The sequence below is a fragment of the Nonomuraea sp. NPDC047897 genome (assembly GCF_043204415.1).
Taxonomy (GTDB): Bacteria; Actinomycetota; Actinomycetes; order Streptosporangiales; family Streptosporangiaceae; genus Nonomuraea.
Genome location: NZ_JBIDCC010000007.1, coordinates 338,299 through 353,185, shown reverse-complemented (window position 1 = coordinate 353,185; position 14,887 = coordinate 338,299). Strand labels below are relative to the sequence as shown.

Annotated in this window: 16 protein-coding genes; 15 read left to right on the top strand and 1 reads right to left on the bottom strand. The window is 70.8% G+C overall.

Annotation, left to right across the window (positions count from 1 at the left end; genetic code table 11):
• The first annotated feature begins 1 nt into the window (after window position 1).
• The 12 genes from ACGF0J_RS18495 to ACGF0J_RS18440 all read left to right on the top strand — a co-directional run bounded on the left by ACGF0J_RS18495 (window position 2) and on the right by ACGF0J_RS18440 (window position 10,958).
• Window positions 2-1,318: a branched-chain amino acid ABC transporter permease gene (locus ACGF0J_RS18495; protein WP_393147203.1), complete on the top strand. Its 1,317-nt coding sequence runs from the start codon at window positions 2-4 to the stop codon at window positions 1,316-1,318.
• 26 nt (window positions 1,319-1,344) lie between these two features.
• Window positions 1,345-2,301 carry a branched-chain amino acid ABC transporter permease gene (locus ACGF0J_RS18490; RefSeq protein WP_393147201.1) on the top strand — a complete coding sequence of 319 codons (957 nt, stop codon included), beginning with the start codon at window positions 1,345-1,347 and terminating at the stop codon, window positions 2,299-2,301.
• A complete protein-coding gene (locus ACGF0J_RS18485; RefSeq protein ID WP_393147199.1) occupies window positions 2,294-3,151 on the top strand; it encodes an ABC transporter ATP-binding protein in 858 nt (285 codons plus the stop codon). The genes ACGF0J_RS18490 and ACGF0J_RS18485 overlap by 8 nt, the downstream gene beginning before the upstream one ends.
• Window positions 3,148-3,882, top strand: coding sequence for an ABC transporter ATP-binding protein (locus ACGF0J_RS18480; protein WP_393147197.1), 735 nt, complete (start codon window positions 3,148-3,150; stop codon window positions 3,880-3,882). Before ACGF0J_RS18485 ends, ACGF0J_RS18480 begins: the two co-directional genes overlap by 4 nt.
• Before the next feature lie 76 nt (window positions 3,883-3,958).
• Window positions 3,959-5,437, top strand: coding sequence for a 2-hydroxymuconic semialdehyde dehydrogenase (locus ACGF0J_RS18475; RefSeq protein ID WP_393147195.1), 1,479 nt, complete (start codon window positions 3,959-3,961; stop codon window positions 5,435-5,437).
• Entirely contained in the window at window positions 5,434-6,225 is a 792-nt protein-coding gene (locus ACGF0J_RS18470; RefSeq protein WP_393147193.1) for a 2-keto-4-pentenoate hydratase, read from the top strand. Before ACGF0J_RS18475 ends, ACGF0J_RS18470 begins: the two co-directional genes overlap by 4 nt.
• Window positions 6,225-7,172 (top strand): acetaldehyde dehydrogenase (acetylating), encoded by a 948-nt coding sequence (locus ACGF0J_RS18465; RefSeq protein WP_393147191.1) that lies wholly within the window; start codon window positions 6,225-6,227, stop codon window positions 7,170-7,172. The genes ACGF0J_RS18470 and ACGF0J_RS18465 overlap by 1 nt, the downstream gene beginning before the upstream one ends.
• Complete coding sequence (gene dmpG / locus ACGF0J_RS18460) at window positions 7,169-8,188, top strand: 4-hydroxy-2-oxovalerate aldolase (RefSeq protein WP_393147189.1); 1,020 nt, start codon at window positions 7,169-7,171, stop codon at window positions 8,186-8,188. Before ACGF0J_RS18465 ends, dmpG begins: the two co-directional genes overlap by 4 nt.
• Window positions 8,185-8,982 (top strand): 2-keto-4-pentenoate hydratase, encoded by a 798-nt coding sequence (locus tag ACGF0J_RS18455; protein ID WP_393147187.1) that lies wholly within the window; start codon window positions 8,185-8,187, stop codon window positions 8,980-8,982. Before dmpG ends, ACGF0J_RS18455 begins: the two co-directional genes overlap by 4 nt.
• Window positions 8,979-9,434, top strand: coding sequence for a RidA family protein (locus tag ACGF0J_RS18450; protein WP_393147185.1), 456 nt, complete (start codon window positions 8,979-8,981; stop codon window positions 9,432-9,434). Before ACGF0J_RS18455 ends, ACGF0J_RS18450 begins: the two co-directional genes overlap by 4 nt.
• The gene (locus ACGF0J_RS18445; RefSeq protein WP_393147183.1) at window positions 9,431-9,958 is read left to right on the top strand and encodes a 3-hydroxyanthranilate 3,4-dioxygenase; all 528 of its coding nucleotides are present in this window, start codon (window positions 9,431-9,433) and stop codon (window positions 9,956-9,958) included. Before ACGF0J_RS18450 ends, ACGF0J_RS18445 begins: the two co-directional genes overlap by 4 nt.
• 10 nt (window positions 9,959-9,968) lie before the next feature.
• Window positions 9,969-10,958 (top strand): amidohydrolase family protein, encoded by a 990-nt coding sequence (locus tag ACGF0J_RS18440; protein WP_393147181.1) that lies wholly within the window; start codon window positions 9,969-9,971, stop codon window positions 10,956-10,958.
• Between the two features lie 2 nt (window positions 10,959-10,960).
• On the opposite strand, the gene ACGF0J_RS18435 is transcribed toward ACGF0J_RS18440, so the two are convergent.
• Entirely contained in the window at window positions 10,961-11,911 is a 951-nt protein-coding gene (locus ACGF0J_RS18435; RefSeq protein ID WP_393147179.1) for a LysR substrate-binding domain-containing protein, read from the bottom strand.
• Window positions 11,912-11,996: 85 nt separating this feature from the next.
• Between ACGF0J_RS18435 and ACGF0J_RS18430 the strand changes: the two genes are divergently transcribed.
• The 3 genes from ACGF0J_RS18430 (at window position 11,997) to ACGF0J_RS18420 (ending at window position 14,886) form a co-directional block, all read left to right on the top strand.
• Complete coding sequence (locus ACGF0J_RS18430) at window positions 11,997-12,773, top strand: SDR family NAD(P)-dependent oxidoreductase (RefSeq protein ID WP_393147177.1); 777 nt, start codon at window positions 11,997-11,999, stop codon at window positions 12,771-12,773.
• 170 nt (window positions 12,774-12,943) lie between these two features.
• Window positions 12,944-13,537, top strand: a complete 594-nt coding sequence (locus ACGF0J_RS18425) for a TetR/AcrR family transcriptional regulator (protein WP_393147175.1) — start codon at window positions 12,944-12,946, stop codon at window positions 13,535-13,537.
• Window positions 13,538-13,698: 161 nt separating this feature from the next.
• A complete protein-coding gene (locus tag ACGF0J_RS18420; RefSeq protein ID WP_393147173.1) occupies window positions 13,699-14,886 on the top strand; it encodes a WD40 repeat domain-containing protein in 1,188 nt (395 codons plus the stop codon).
• The last annotated feature ends 1 nt before the right edge of the window (window position 14,887 follow it).

The following is a 14,887-nucleotide window of genomic DNA, read 5'->3' as shown; positions in this document are numbered from 1 at the left end:
CGTGCGGTTGCGTCCTGCTCTCTGCCTTGTCCTGCTTGTCGCGGCTCTCTTCGGCGCCGGTTCCACCGCGGTCGCGGCGGCTTCCGTCGTCGGCACGGCCGCGCTCACGGCCCGCGGCGACGACCCCGAGGTCGTGAAGGTCACCGGCAAGCTGGTCCACCGTGACGACACGGGATCGGCGCCGGTCGGCGGCGGCCGGGTGACGGTGACCGACGCGTCGGGCGCCGAGTACTCCGCCGTCAGCCGGCCGGACGGCGTCTTCTCCGTGGAGGTGCCGTTCAGGGTTGGGCCCCTCTCGATCGAGCTCGACGAGCGATCGCTCCCGGAGGGCGTGGCCCTGCGCGAGGGCGGGCGCAATCCGATCACCAGGACGGTCTCGGGGACGCTTCCGCTGACGGTCACCTTCGTCCTGGGCCAGGGCGACCGCCGGACGACGAGCTGGGCCGACCAGATCCCGCAGAGCCTGTTCAACGGTCTCTACTTCGGTCTGATCATCTCGCTCGGCGCGCTCGGACTGTCGCTGATCTTCGGCACCACCCGGCTGACGAACTTCGCGCACGGCGAGATGGTGACGTTCGGCGCACTCGTGACGTACGCCCTCAACGTTCTGGGGATCGACATCTGGCTGGCCGGGCTCGTCGCGGTGGGCCTGGCCGGGGTGTTCGGGTTCGCGCAGGACCGGCTCTTCTGGCGGCCGATCCGGCGCCGCGGCACCAGCGTGCTCGCGATGATGATCATCTCTATCGGCGTCCAGTTCATCCTCCGCAACGTCTACCAGTTCTTCACCGGCGGACGGACCGAGACATACCGCCAGTACACGACGCCGGAAGGGCGCCAGTTCGGCCCGATCACATACTCCGTCCGCGACCTGGTCTGCATGGCGATCGCGCTGGTGCTGGTACTCGGCGTGACGATCGCGCTCAAACGGACCCGGCTCGGGCGGGCCACCCGCGCGGTGGCCGACAACGCCGCGCTCGCGGCGACGACGGGCATCAACGTCAACCGGGTCATCACGACCGTCTGGTCCCTGGGCGCGCTGCTCGCCGCGACGTGCGGACTGCTCCTCGGCTTCAGCCAGGCCGTGAAGTTCGACCTCGGCGCCCTCCAGCTCCTGGTGATGTTCGCCGCCATCACGGTGGGCGGTCTCGGATCCGTGTGGGGAGCCGTCCTCGGCAGCCTGCTCGTGGGCACCCTGATCGAGATGTCGACCCTGATCATCCCCTCCGAGCTCAAGATGGCCGCCGCACTGTTCCTGCTCGTCGGCGTGCTCCTCGTCCGGCCGCAAGGACTCCTCGGGCGCGCGCAGCGCATCGGTTGATCGAGAGGAATGACATGGACATCCTGATGAGTGCCCTCCGGGCCGGCTTCTCCGTGGACGCGGCGTACTTCTGCCTCGCCGCCATCGGGCTCAACGTGCAGTTCGGATACGCGGGGCTGATCAACTTCGGGCAGGCCGGGTTCCTCGCCGTCGGCGCGTACGGGTTCGCGGTCGGCTCCGTCTCCCTCGGGCTCCCGTTCTTCGTCGCGATCGGTCTCGGCCTGCTGTGCAGCATCGCGCTGGGGCTGGTCCTCGGCCTGCCCACCCTGCGGCTGCGCGCGGACTACCTGGCCATCGCGACCATCGCCGCCGCGGAGGTCCTGCGGCTCTTCTTCGGCGCGGCGTTCCAGGACGTCTTCCACGGCCGTGACGGGATCTCCGGCTTCTCGGCGGGCTTCCAGTCGGCCAATCCGTTCGACCAGCCGTTCCTCGGTTTCCGGCCGGCCGACCTGTGGGTCATGACGGTGGGCTGGGGACTCGTCGTGTTCGTCAGTGTCGTCGTCTGGTCGATCATGCGCGGGCCGTGGGGCCGGGTGCTCAAGGCGATCCGCGAGGACGAGGAAGCGGTCCGCAGCCTGGGCAAGAACGTCTACGCCTTCAAGATGCAGGCCCTGGTGATCGGCGGTCTCATCGGCGCCTTGGGCGGGTTCGTCGTGGCGCTGGGCCAGAACTCCGTCCAACCGGACAACTTCAGCTTCGACCTGACGTTCATCGTGTGCACCATGCTCGTCCTCGGCGGCGCGGCCCGGATCATGGGCCCGGTCGTGGGCGCGGTCGTCTTCTGGGCCTTCCTCTCGCTGGTCGGCGGCGTCCTGGGTGCTCTCACCGCGGGGCAGGACCCCGCCATCCCCGCCTGGCTCATGACGGGTGACCAGATCGGCACGGTCCGGTTCGTCCTCGTGGGAGTCGCCCTGGTGCTGTTGATGATCTATCGGCCGCAAGGAATCTTCGGAGATCGTAAGGAGATGGCGCTCCATGCCTGAACGCGTCCCTTCCCTCGGCCGGTCCGGTCCCGATCCGGCCGTGATCCTCCGGGCGGAGAACGTGGCACGACGGTTCGGCGGGTTCACCGCCGTCGACGTGGACCACCTCGCCGTCCGCCGAGGTGAGATCACCGCGCTGATCGGCCCGAACGGGGCCGGCAAGTCCACGCTGTTCAACCTGCTGACCGGCTTCGACCGTCCCGACGCCGGCCGGTGGACGTTCGACGGTCAGCCTCTGGCGGGGGTGCCCGCGCACAAGGTGGCGCGCATGGGCATGGTCCGCACGTTCCAGTTGACGAGGGTCCTCAGCCGGCTGACCGTGCTGGAGAACATGCGCATCGCCGCATCGGGGCAGCTCGGCGAGCGGCTGTGGGCGGCCCCCTTCGGCCTGGCGTGGCGGAGAGCCGAGAAGGAGAACACCTCCCGTGCGCGCGCGCTGCTGGCGCGGTTCCTCCTGGACGACAAGCGCGACGAACCGGCCGGCGCCCTGTCCGGCGGGCAGCGGAAGCTGCTGGAGATGGCCCGCGCGCTCATGGTGGAGCCGCGGATGGTGATGCTCGACGAACCCATGGCCGGGGTGAACCCGGCGCTGAAGCAGTCTCTGCTCGGGCACATCGTGTCCCTGCGTGACGACGGGGTGACCGTGCTGTTCGTCGAGCACGACATGGACATGGTGCACGAGATATCGGACCACGTGGTCGTCATGGCCCAGGGCAGGGTGATCGCCGAGGGCACCGCGCGGGAGGTCACGCAGGACGAGCGGGTGGTGAGCGCCTATCTGGGTGAGCGCTTCGGCGACGACCTGGAGGAGACCTCCGTGGCGCCGGGCGGCGGGAGTGACGGCCGATGAGCACGACACACGAGCTGCTGGTCGCCGAAGACCTCGTGGCCGGCTACGTGCCGGGCGTCGACATCCTCAGGAAGGCCGGTCTCCGGTGCGGTGAGGGGGAGGTGGTCGGCATCATCGGGCCCAACGGGGCCGGGAAGTCGACCCTGCTCAAGGCGCTGTTCGGGCTGGTGCCGATCCGCGGCGGGACGATCCGCCTGCGCGGCGAGGACATCACCAACGAGCGCGCGGACTCGCTCGTGGCGCGCGGCATCGGCTTCGTCCCGCAGACCGACAACGTCTTCACCAGCCTTTCCGTCGAGGAGAACCTCCAGATGGGCTGCTACCAGGCGCCCGCGACGTTCGCCGACCGGCTGCGGGTCGTCGGCGACCTGTTCCCGTCGCTCCTCGACAAGCGGCACCGGCCGGCCGGTTCGCTGTCCGGCGGAGAACGGCAGATGGTGGCGATGGGTCGCGCGCTCATGATGAACCCCTCGGTCCTGCTGCTCGACGAGCCGTCCGCCGGCCTCTCGCCGCACATGCAGGACGAGGTGTTCGTCCAGACCAGGAACGTCAACCGGGCCGGGGTGAGTGTCGTGATCGTCGAGCAGAACGCGCGGCGGTGCCTGGAGATCTGTGACCGGGGATACGTGCTGGACCAGGGCGCCAACGCCATCACGGCGACGGGCCGGGACCTCATGCACGACCCCAAGGTCGTCGAACTGTACCTCGGGACGCTGGGACGTGACACCTGATGCATGCCCGTATGGACATGGCGGAGGCCGCAAGACCTATTTGTGGAGCATGGCTGCGGGCGGTGAGCATATGAGCATGACCACAGCGTTCGCAGAGGGCATCGTCCACAACTTCGTCGGCGGCGAGTTCGCCGAGCCCGACGCCGGATCGCTCTTCGACAACATCGATCCCGCGACCGGCGAGGTGGCCGGGCGCGTGCACGAGGCCGACGCCTCGCTGGTGGACCGCGCCGTGCGGTCGGCACGTGCGGCGCTCGCCGGCCCATGGTCCTCGTGGACGGTGAACGAGCGCACGGCCCTGCTGCGGCGCGCGGCCGACCGGATCGAGGAGCGCTTCGAGGAGTTCGTCGCGGCCGAGGTCCGCGACACCGGCAAACCGGTGACGCACGCTCGCGACGTCGACGTGGCGCGCGCCGTCACCAACTTCCGGACCTTCGCCGACGTCGTGGGAGCGGCCGGGCAACCGTCGTTCCTCACCGAACTGAGCGACGGCCGCCGGGCGCTCAACTACGCGGTCCGCAAGCCGCTGGGGGTCGTCGCGGTCGTGGTCCCGTGGAACCTTCCGCTGTTGCTGCTGACCTGGAAGGTCGCACCCGCGCTCGCCTGCGGCAACGCCGTGGTGGTCAAGCCGAGCGAGGAGACGCCGTCGACGGCGGCGCTGCTGGCCGAGGTGCTGCGCGAGGTGGGTCTGCCGGCCGGCGTCTACAACGTGGTCCACGGATTCGGCGGAGGATCGGCGGGCGAGTTCCTCACCACGCACCCCGGCATCGACGGCGTGACGTTCACGGGCTCCACCGCGACCGGCTCGCAGGTGATGCGGACCGTCGCCGGACGGGTCCGGCCCGTGTCCTTCGAACTCGGCGGCAAGAACGCCGCCGTCGTGTTCGCCGACGCCGATCTGGACACGACGCTCGACGGGCTCAGGCGGTCGGTCTTCTCGAACACCGGCCAGGTGTGCCTGTGCACCGAACGCGTCTACGTCCAGCGCCCGATCTTCGACGACGTCGTCAACGGCCTCGCCGCCCGGGCCAGGTCGCTGACCCTGGGCGACCCGTTCAGCGAGACGACGACGACGGGCCCGCTCATCTCCCGGGCCCACCGCGACAAGGTCCTCGCCTACTACGGTCTGGCCTGGGAGGCGGGGGCGACGGCCGTCGTCGGCGGCGGCATCCCGTCGATGGCACCGGCACTGGACGGTGGTTCGTGGATCGAACCCACGATCTGGGTCGGCCTGGACCAGAAGGACCGGCCCATGAGGGAAGAGGTGTTCGGCCCGGTGGCCGGCCTGATCCCGTTCGACACCGAGGACGAGGCGATCGCTCTGGCGAACGACACCGAGTACGGCCTCGCGTCGTCCGTGTGGACCTCGGACCTGACCCGCGGCCACCGCGTGGCCCAGGCGATGCGGGTCGGCATGTCCTGGGTCAACACCTGGTTCCTGCGGGACCTGCGCTCCCCGTTCGGCGGCATGGGCCTGTCGGGGATCGGCCGCGAAGGCGGCGAGGACTCGCTCCACTTCTACACCGAACCGACGAATGTGTGCGTGCAACTATGACGACTACCATCACGGCCGCGGCTGAGCGGCTGCTCACCGCCGCGAGAGACGGTGTTCCGTGCGCTCCGGTACGGGATCTGATCGGCGCCCGCGACCTCGACCAGGCATACGCCGTCCAGGAGGCCGTCGCCGCCGTGCGCGAGCGGGCCGGATCCCGGGTCGCGGGCTACAAGATCGGCCTCACCACGAGGTCGGTGCAGGAGCAGTTCGGCGTCTTCGAACCCGACTTCGGGCTCGTGTTCGACGACATGCTGCATGCCCACAGCAGCGAGCTGGACCGCGGCGCCTACCTGCAGCCCCGGGTCGAGGCCGAGATCGCGTTCGTCCTGGAGACCGACATCGACATCCCCCGGCCGTCGGTGGCGGACGTCATCCGGGCGACCGGCTTCGTCCTGCCGGCCATCGAGGTCGTGGACTCGCGGATCGCCGACTGGGACATCACGATCAGCGACACGATCGCCGACAACGCCTCCAGCGGCGCGGTGGTGCTCGGCACGACCCCGCGGTCCCTCGACCGACTGGAGCTGGCGGACGTCAGCATGGTCCTGGAGAAGGACGGCGAGGACGTGTCCTTCGGCTCCGGCGCGGCGTGCATGGGGTCGCCGCTCGTCGCGGCCACCTGGATAGCTCGCGAACTCGTCCGGCGCGGCCGGCCGCCGCGCGCCGGCGACGTCATCATGACCGGTGCGCTCGGGCCGATGGTCGATGTCGCGGGCACCGGGCGTTTCACGGCCCGGCTGTCCGGGCTCGGCCAGGTCGAGGTCACCTTCGTAGAGCGGGAGAGGTAATGGCCGCGGACCGGAAGGCGGGGGCCGTCGTCATCGGCTCCGGCAACATCGGGACGGACCTGATGTTCAAGATCGAGCGGCTGTCGAAGCGGCTCTCCATGGCGGCCATGGTCGGCATCGACCCCGACTCCGATGGTCTGGCCCGGGCCCGCCGGCGTGGTGTGGCGACGACGGCGGACGGCGTCGACGGCCTGGCCGACCTGCCCCAGTTCCACGACGCGGCGGTGATGTTCGACGCGACGTCCGCCGGGGCGCACGAGCGGCATGCCGCGTTCGCGCGCCGGCACGGCAAACTCATGATCGACCTGACGCCCGCGGCCCTGGGGCCCTACGCCGTGCCGACGGTCAACCTGGACGAGATGCACTTCGTCGACAACGTGAACATGGTGACATGCGGCGGGCAGGCGACCATCCCCATCGTCGCGGCCGTCAAGCGGGTGGCCCCGGTGGCGTACGCCGAGATCGTCGCCTCGATCGCGTCGCGTTCCGCCGGGCCGGGGACCCGCGCCAACATCGACGAGTTCACCGAGACGACCCGCCGCGCGATCGAGTCCGTCGGCGGGGCCGAGGTCGGCAAGGCGATCATCATTCTCAACCCGGCCGATCCCCCCATCATCATGCGGGACACGGTCTACTGCCTGGTGGAGGACGGGGCCGAGCTCGACCGGAACGCGGTGGCGCGGTCGGTCGGGGACATGGTGGCCCGGGTTCAGGAGTACGTCCCCGGATACCGGCTCAAGCAGGCCGTCCAGTTCGACCGGCTGACGGGCGTCCACATCCCCGCGCTGGGCCGCGCGTTCACCGGGACCAAGGTCTCGGTCTTCCTTGAGGTGTCCGGGGCCGGCCACTATCTGCCGGAGTACGCCGGCAACCTCGACATCATGACCTCGGCCGCCCTGCGGACGGCCGAGCGGATCCTGGAACTCCGTGAGGGGGCCGCGCTGTGAAGCTCTACATCCAGGACGTGACGCTGCGAGACGGCATGCACGCGATGGGGCACGCGTACACGACCGAACAGGTGCGCCGGATCGCGACGGCCGTCGACGCGGCCGGGGTGGACGCCATCGAGGTGGCGCACGGTGACGGCCTCGGCGGTTCGAGCGCCAACTACGGCTTCGGCGCGCACTCCGACCTGGAATGGATCGAGGCGGCGGCCGAGGTGCTGCGACGCGCCAGACTGACCACGCTGCTCATCCCCGGGATCGGCACGATCAAGGACCTGGAGCGGGCGCACCGGCACGGAGTCACCAGCGTCAGGATCGCCACGCACTGCACCGAGGCCGACATCGCGGCCCAGCACATCGACTGGGCACGGTCCCACGACATGGACGTCTCCGGGTTCCTCATGCTCAGCCACATGCTGGAGCCCGCGCCGCTCGCGGCGCAGGCCGCGCTCATGGAGTCGTACGGCGCCAACTGCGTCTACGTCACGGACTCGGGCGGCCGCCTGACCGGCCGTGACGTCGCGGCGCGGGTCGACGCCTACCGCGACGTGCTGGACGCGCGGACCGAGATCGGGATCCACGCGCACGAGAACCTCTCGCTGTCGGTGGCGAACAGCGTGACCGCCGTCGAACACGGAGCGGTGCGCGTCGACGTGGCGCTGGCCGGACAGGGCGCGGGCGCGGGCAACTGTCCGGCGGAGCCCTTCGTGGCCGTGGCCGACCTGCTGGGCTGGGAGCACGGATGCGACCTCTTCGCTCTCCAGGACGCGGCCGATGACATCGTCCGCCCGCTTCGGCGGCATCCCGTCAGGGTGGACCGCGAGACGCTGACCCTGGGATACGCGGGGGTCTACTCCAGCTTCCTGCTCCATGCCGGGCGCGCGGCCGAGAAGTACGGCCTCGACACGCGCGCCATCTTGATGGAGGCGGGCCGCCGCCGGCTCGTCGGCGGCCAGGAGGACATGATCGCGGACGTCGCACTCGACCTGGTCGAGGCCGGGCGGGGGGAGAGCCGATGAGCCTGACGGACAGTGAGGTCGTGGAGCTCGCCCGGGAGCTGGACGACGCCCAGACGTCGGCGCGCGCGGTCGTCGGCCGGTCGGCGGGCGAGGACTGGGACGTCCCGAGCGCGTACCGGGTCCAGCGGCACCTGGTGTCACGCCGCCACTCGCGAGGGGAACAGCCGATCGGTCTCAAGCTCGGCTTCACCAGCCGGGCGAAGATGCGCCAGATGGGCGTCCACGATGTCATCGTCGGGCAGCTCACCGACGCGATGGACGTCCCCGACGGCGGCGAGCTCAGCCTCGACGGGCTGATCCAGCCGAGGGTCGAACCCGAAGTGGCCTTCAGAATCGCCCGGGACGTCGACCTGGACGACCCGCGGGCCTCCCTCGCGACCGCGGTGGACGCCGTGGCCGCGGCCTTGGAGATCATCGACTCGCGTTACCGGGACTTCCGGTTCTCGTACGCGGACGTGATCGCCGACAACACGTCAGCGGCGGCGTTCGTCATCGGGCCGTGGGCTCCCGTCCGGCCGCTCGAAAACCTGGCCGTGCGGATGACGATCGGGCCCCGGACCGTCTCGGTCGGGACCACGGGAGCCATCCTCGGAGATCCGATCCGCGGTCTGCGGCTGCTCACGGAAATCTGCCGGCGCCACGCCATCCCGGTGCGCGCGGGCGACGTCGTCCTCGCCGGCGCGGCCACCGCGGCCGTTCCGCTCACCGAGGGCTTCGTCACCTCGCAAGTGGCCGAGCTGGGCCGGGCGTCCGTGAGAGTGACCCGGGGCCGGAGCGGAGGTGAGACGTCATGACGGACGGGCACGACGGCAGCCGCACCATCGTCGGGCTCGCGCGTCCCCGTGGCAGGTTCCCGCACGTGAAGGTCGCCGGCGACCTGGTGTTCGTGTCCGGGACCAGCTCGCGGCGACCCGACAACACCTTCGCCGGCGTCGAGGTCGACGAACTCGGCACCACCCGCCTCGACATACGCGCGCAGACCCGCGCCGTCGTGGAGAACATCGAGCGCATCCTCCACGACGTCGGGGCGACCCTGTCGGACGTGCTGCAGGTGACCACCTACCTCACGTCCATGAACGACTTCGGCGGGTACAACGAGGTCTACGCCGAGTTCTTCGACGAGAACGGGCCGACGCGGACGACGGTCGCGGTCCATCAGCTACCCCACCCGCACCTGCTGATCGAGATGCAGGTCATCGCCCGGAACCCGCACCCACGTGCACGTGACGAAGGAGAACGACCGTGACGAACCCGATCCTCCCTGCTCCGATCAACTTCGCCTCGTGGATCAGTGAGCACGAGCACCTGCTGAAGCCGCCGGTGAACAACCGGGCCCTGCACGTCGGCGCGGACTTCATCGTCCAGGTCGTGGGCGGCCCGAACCAGCGCACCGACTTCCACGTCGATCCCTACGAGGAGTGGTTCTACCAGATCAAGGGCGACATGCACGTCGATCTCATGACGCCCGACGGGCCGCGGACCGTCCACATCAGGGAGGGCGAGGTGTGGCTTCTCCCCGGCAACGTGCCGCACTCGCCGCAGCGGCCGCAGGACGGCTCCATCGGGCTGGTCATCGAGCGGATCCGTGAGGAAGGAACGCTGGAGAAGTTCCAGTGGTACTGCCCCGACTGCGCCAACCTCGTCCACGAGGTGGAGCTTCAGGTGCGTGACATCGTCGCCGACCTGCCTCCCGTGTTCGAGGCGTTCTACCGAAGCGAGGACGGCCGTACCTGTGACCGCTGCGGCACCCTGCACCCCGGTAAGGGCTGAGGCCGTGACCATGAGTGGCTCCATCGACGTGCACACCCACTACGTTCCCCGTGGCTGGCCCGACCTGGGGTCGGTGGACGATCCCTTCCCGTGGCTGCGCATCGACTCGGAACGCGAGGCGATGATCATGGTGGGTTCCAAGGAGTTCCGCGCCGTTCGCGACAACTGCTGGGACGCCGACGTGCGCGTCAGCGAGATGGACGCCGACGGGGTGGACGTCCAGGTCCTCTCGCCGACGCCCGTCTTCTTCGCCTACGGCCAGTCCTCCGTCCAGGGCGCCAAGATCTCGGCGATCTTCAACGATCTGGCGCTCGAGATCTGCGCGCCGGCCCCTGAGCGGCTCCTGCCGTTCTGCCAGGTGCCGCTCCAGGACCCCGACGCGGCCTGCCGGGAGCTCGAACGGTCGGTCGCGAACGGCCATCGCGGCGTCGAGATCGGCAACCACGTGGGCGACCTGGACCTGGACAGCGCGGGGATCGTGACGTTCCTGCAGCACGCGGCTTCGCTGGACGTTCCGGTGTTCGTCCATCCGTGGGACATGGCGAAGTCGGCGCGGCTCGACCGGTGGATGGCGCAGTGGCTGACGGGGATGCCCTCCGAGACGCACCTGTCGATCCTCTCGCTGATCCTCGGTGGCGTGTTCGACCGGATCGATCCCGGGCTGCGGATCTGCTTCGCCCATGGAGGCGGCTCGTTCGCCTTCTGGGTGGGGCGCATGGACAACGCCTGGCACCAGCGCCACGACGTCATCGGGACGTCGGAGCATCCGCCGTCGCACTACCTCGGCCGCTTCTACACCGACTCGGTGGTCTTCGACCACCGGGCGCTGCGGTTACTGGTGGACACGATCGGCGCCGACCGCGTGCTGCTCGGCAGCGACTACCCGTATCCGCTGGGCGAGCGTCCGGCCGGCCGCGTGGTGCACACGAGTCCCCACCTCGGAGAGGCCGAACGCCGGGCGATCCTCCGCGGCAACGCCGAGACCTTCCTGGGTCTCTGACGTCAGGCGGCCGGGGTCGGGTCGGCGGACGACAGGGAGAGGTCTCGGGCCGTGCGGCGGAAGATGTCGATCAACGCGGTCGTCGCGGGGTTCAGCCTCCGGTCGGCCTGCAGCGTCAGCCCGACGCTGTGCCCGATGCGCTGCAGGGAGATGGGCAGCGTCGAGATCCGCGGATCCTCGCGCGCGATGAGCTCCGGCATCACCGCGACGTTGTGGGTCTCGACGAGGAGCTGCCGCACGGTGAGGAACGAGGTCGTCTCGACCCTGTTCGGCGGCAGCTCGAACCCGTTCTCCAGGAAGTACGTCTCAAGCTCGCGCCGCAGGACCGTCTCGACCCCGGGCAGGATCCACGGATAGCCCGCCAGGTCTTCCAGCCGGACCTCCGGACGCCGGGCCAGAGGGTGCTGTGCGCCGACCACGACCCGGACCGACTCCTGGTACAGCGTGCGGCGCACCAGCCTTTCGTCCGACGGCGAGGTGAGGCGCCCCACGATGACGTCGAGCCGTCCCGATTCCAGCTCGGCCAGCAGCATGTCCGTGCCACCCTCGCGGACGACCACGGTGACCAGCGGGCGTTCGACCTTGAGCGCGGCGATCGCCCGGGGGATCAGCAGGTTCGATCCCGCGAGGTGGGTCCCCACGACCACGGTCCCGCGTTCGGCTTCGGCGATCTCGGCGATATGGCGTGCGGCCTGGGAAAGCTGTGAGAGCACGGCGCGCGCGTGCGCGGTGAAGGCGACACCGAACTCGGTGGGGGTGAGTCCGCGTGGACCCCGTTCGTAGAGGGCGACGCCCAGGACCTGCTCCAGATCCTGGAGGCTGCGGGTGACCACGGGCTGGGTCACGTGCAGCTCTCTGGCGGCGCCGATCACGGTGCCCTGCGTGCTCAGGACGTCGACCAGGACGAGGTGCCGCAGTTTGAGTCTTCCGTCGAGCAGCTTGGGGATGCGCATGCGCCGATGGTAGCTCCGGGAATGTCCTGGCTGACATGTCGCACATCGAAGATCGTTGATTTCTGCTATAGCGAGGAGGAGCGCGATGACCGATCTCAGCGGGATGATCGCGGTCGTGACCGGAGGGTCGTCAGGCATCGGGGAGGCCACGGTGCGACGGCTGATCGCCGACGGCGCGCGTGTCGTCTCAGGCGACCTGGCCCGGCCAGTCCACCAGCCGCCCGAACTGCACCACGTGGACGTCGACCTGGCCGCCCCCGAAGCGGGAACGGCGCTGGTCGGCGCCGCTCTGGATCGGTTCGGCCGACTCGACGTCCTCGTCAACAACGTCGGCATCGCCCCCACGCGCACCTCGTTCGTGAGCACGACCGACGACGACTGGGCCACGACGTGGAGCGTCAACCTCATGAGCGCCGTCCGGGTGACCCGGGCCGCGCTCCCCGCGCTCCAGGCGTCACGGCGCGGCGCGGTGGTGTTCGTCGCGTCGACCACGGGCCGGACGCCCGACCCCTATTTCGTGGACTACGCCGTCACCAAGGCCGGGCTGGTGACCCTGGCCAAGACGCTGTCGGAGGAGTTCGGTCCGCACGGCGTGCGGGTCAACTCGGTGTCGCCGGGCTCCATCCGCACCCCGCTGTGGGACCAACCCGGCGGGTTCGTGGACAACCTCTCGGCCCGTCTCGGGCTTCCTCGCGAAGAGGCGGTGAACGAGTTCGTCCGCTCGGAGCGCAGGATCAGCCTGGGACGTCCCGGGCGGGCCGACGAGGTCGCCGCGGCCATCGCGTTCCTCGTGTCCGGCGACGCCTCCTACATCACCGGGACGGACCTGGTCGTCGACGGCGGCTCGACCAAGTCGGTGTAGTGCCCTGCCCGCCCCAGGACAGGGCAGCCGTCCTGGTGGACATCACGCGCGTCGGGCGCCGGCGCATCGCTGCGAGGACGAGGAGCCACGGACGATATCGTGGGCATGCGCCCACCCTGATGGGCGCATGCCCACTCAATCGCCGGTCCGACGCGAGGGAGCCGCGCACGATGCCCACAGGGGTGGCCCTCCGCGACGCGCGCGAGCGGCTGTTCGACGCCGCCGAGCGCGTCCTGCTCCGCGACGGCCCGAACGCGCTCACCAGCCGGGCGGTCACCGCTGAGGCGGGCTGCGCCAAGGGAGTCCTGCACCGGCACTTCCCCGACTTCGACGCCTTCCTCGCCGAGCTGGTCCTCGACCGCGTCGCCCGGATGGACGGCCGGACCGCCACGCTGCGCGAGTCCGCCGGGACCGGGACCGTCGCCGGCAACCTCGTCGAGGCGCTGACGGACCTGTTCGGGTCCATCGCCCTGACGGTCCTGAACCTGATCGCCGCCCGCGACAACCTGCGCGCCCGGCTGCGGCAGGCCGGGGTGACCGGCGTTCCCGTCCTGGCCGAGGCCGCCGGCATGATCGCCTCCTACCTCGCCGCCGAACGCGGCCACGGCCGCATCGCGGCGGACGCCGACGTCGACACGCTCGCCCTCACCCTGATCGGGGCGGGGCACCTGCTGTTCGCCGGCCGGGAGGGCGCGCCGCCGGAGGCCGAAGCCGTCCACAAGGTCGTGGCGACGGTCGTCGGGGGCGTCGTACGGGACGCGTGACGGCGCTCCGGGCTTCGACCACGGCCGTCAGACTCTCCCGGACGGCCTCAGAAGCGACCTCCGCAGCGCCCCGAAGACCCGCTGCGGGTCCTGGAACGCGATCCAGATCAGGCCGGTGTTCCAGGTGGCGGAGGCGGCAGCCGGCATAGGAAGATCGGCGCATGGTCTCACGATTACGCGTCGCCGTGGCCGGGCTGGCCCTGGTGGCGCTGTCCGGCGGGTGCGGCGACCAGGTAGCAGGCCGGGACCGGCTTCCCTCAGCGGACGCGCCGGCCGTCCCGTCGTTTGTCGGCACAGTGCCGGCCACAGTGCCGACGCCCCTACCGAGCGTGCCGACGGCCGGTGTGTCGGCCGGGCCGCTGGGCGGCGCGCCGGCCGGGTCGTTGGAGACGGCGCCGCCGGCCACCTCGCTCGCCACGCCGATGGCCACCGGGACGCCCCGAACCGCGACGGGGCCGCCGCGGTTCTTCGTCGCCGCGCCGCCTCCGTCGGCGCGTTTCCCGGAAGGGGCGAAGACGGCCGTGCACGCCCCCGCGCGGGCGGCCGTGCACGACGCCGGGACCGGCGCCGTCGTGGCGGACGTGCCGCTCCCGGAAGGCGTGCGCTCCTCCTGGCACCAGGTGGCCGCCACGCCGGACAACCGGACGTTCGTGATGGCCGGATGGACGGGTCCGCGCACGCCGCTGCGGTTCTTCCGCGTCACCCTCGGCGACGACGGGCGGCCGGGAAGGCCGGTCGTCGTCCCGGGGGCCGAGATCGACGCCGGGCACATCGTCACCGCCATCGCCCTGAGCGCGGACGCCACCAGGCTCGCCCTCGCCACGCCGCTCCTCGGCGGCGGCGGCAGGATCAGCGTCCTCGACCTGGCCACCGGCCGACGCCGCGACTGGTGGTCGGGCGCGGACCCGCTGGTGAGCGGCCTGGCCTGGGCGCCCGACGGGCGGCGGCTCGCCTGGACGGCAGGCTCGCACGGCATCGGCGTGCTCGACCTCACCCGGGAGGGCACGGATCTGACCGCCGCCTCCACCCGGGTCCCGCTTCCGGAGAGGGGCCTGCGCCTGGTGGAGTCGGTGGCCTTCACCCCCGACGGCCGGGACCTGGTGTACGGCGCCGGGCACGCCGTCGAGCGGGTGCCGGCGGACGGCGGAGCCGAACCGCGGGTGCTCGCCCGGCCGGAGGTGCCGGCGGGCGCGTCGCTCAGCCTGCGGTTCAGCCTCGACGGGACCGGCCGGCACCTGATCTTCGCGCACGGGGCCGAGGCGTTCCGCGTCGACCTCACCGACGGCTCCACCACGCCGCTGCCGCTAGGGCGGTCGGGCGCGGGTGAGCCGCCGCGTATCGCCTGGTGAC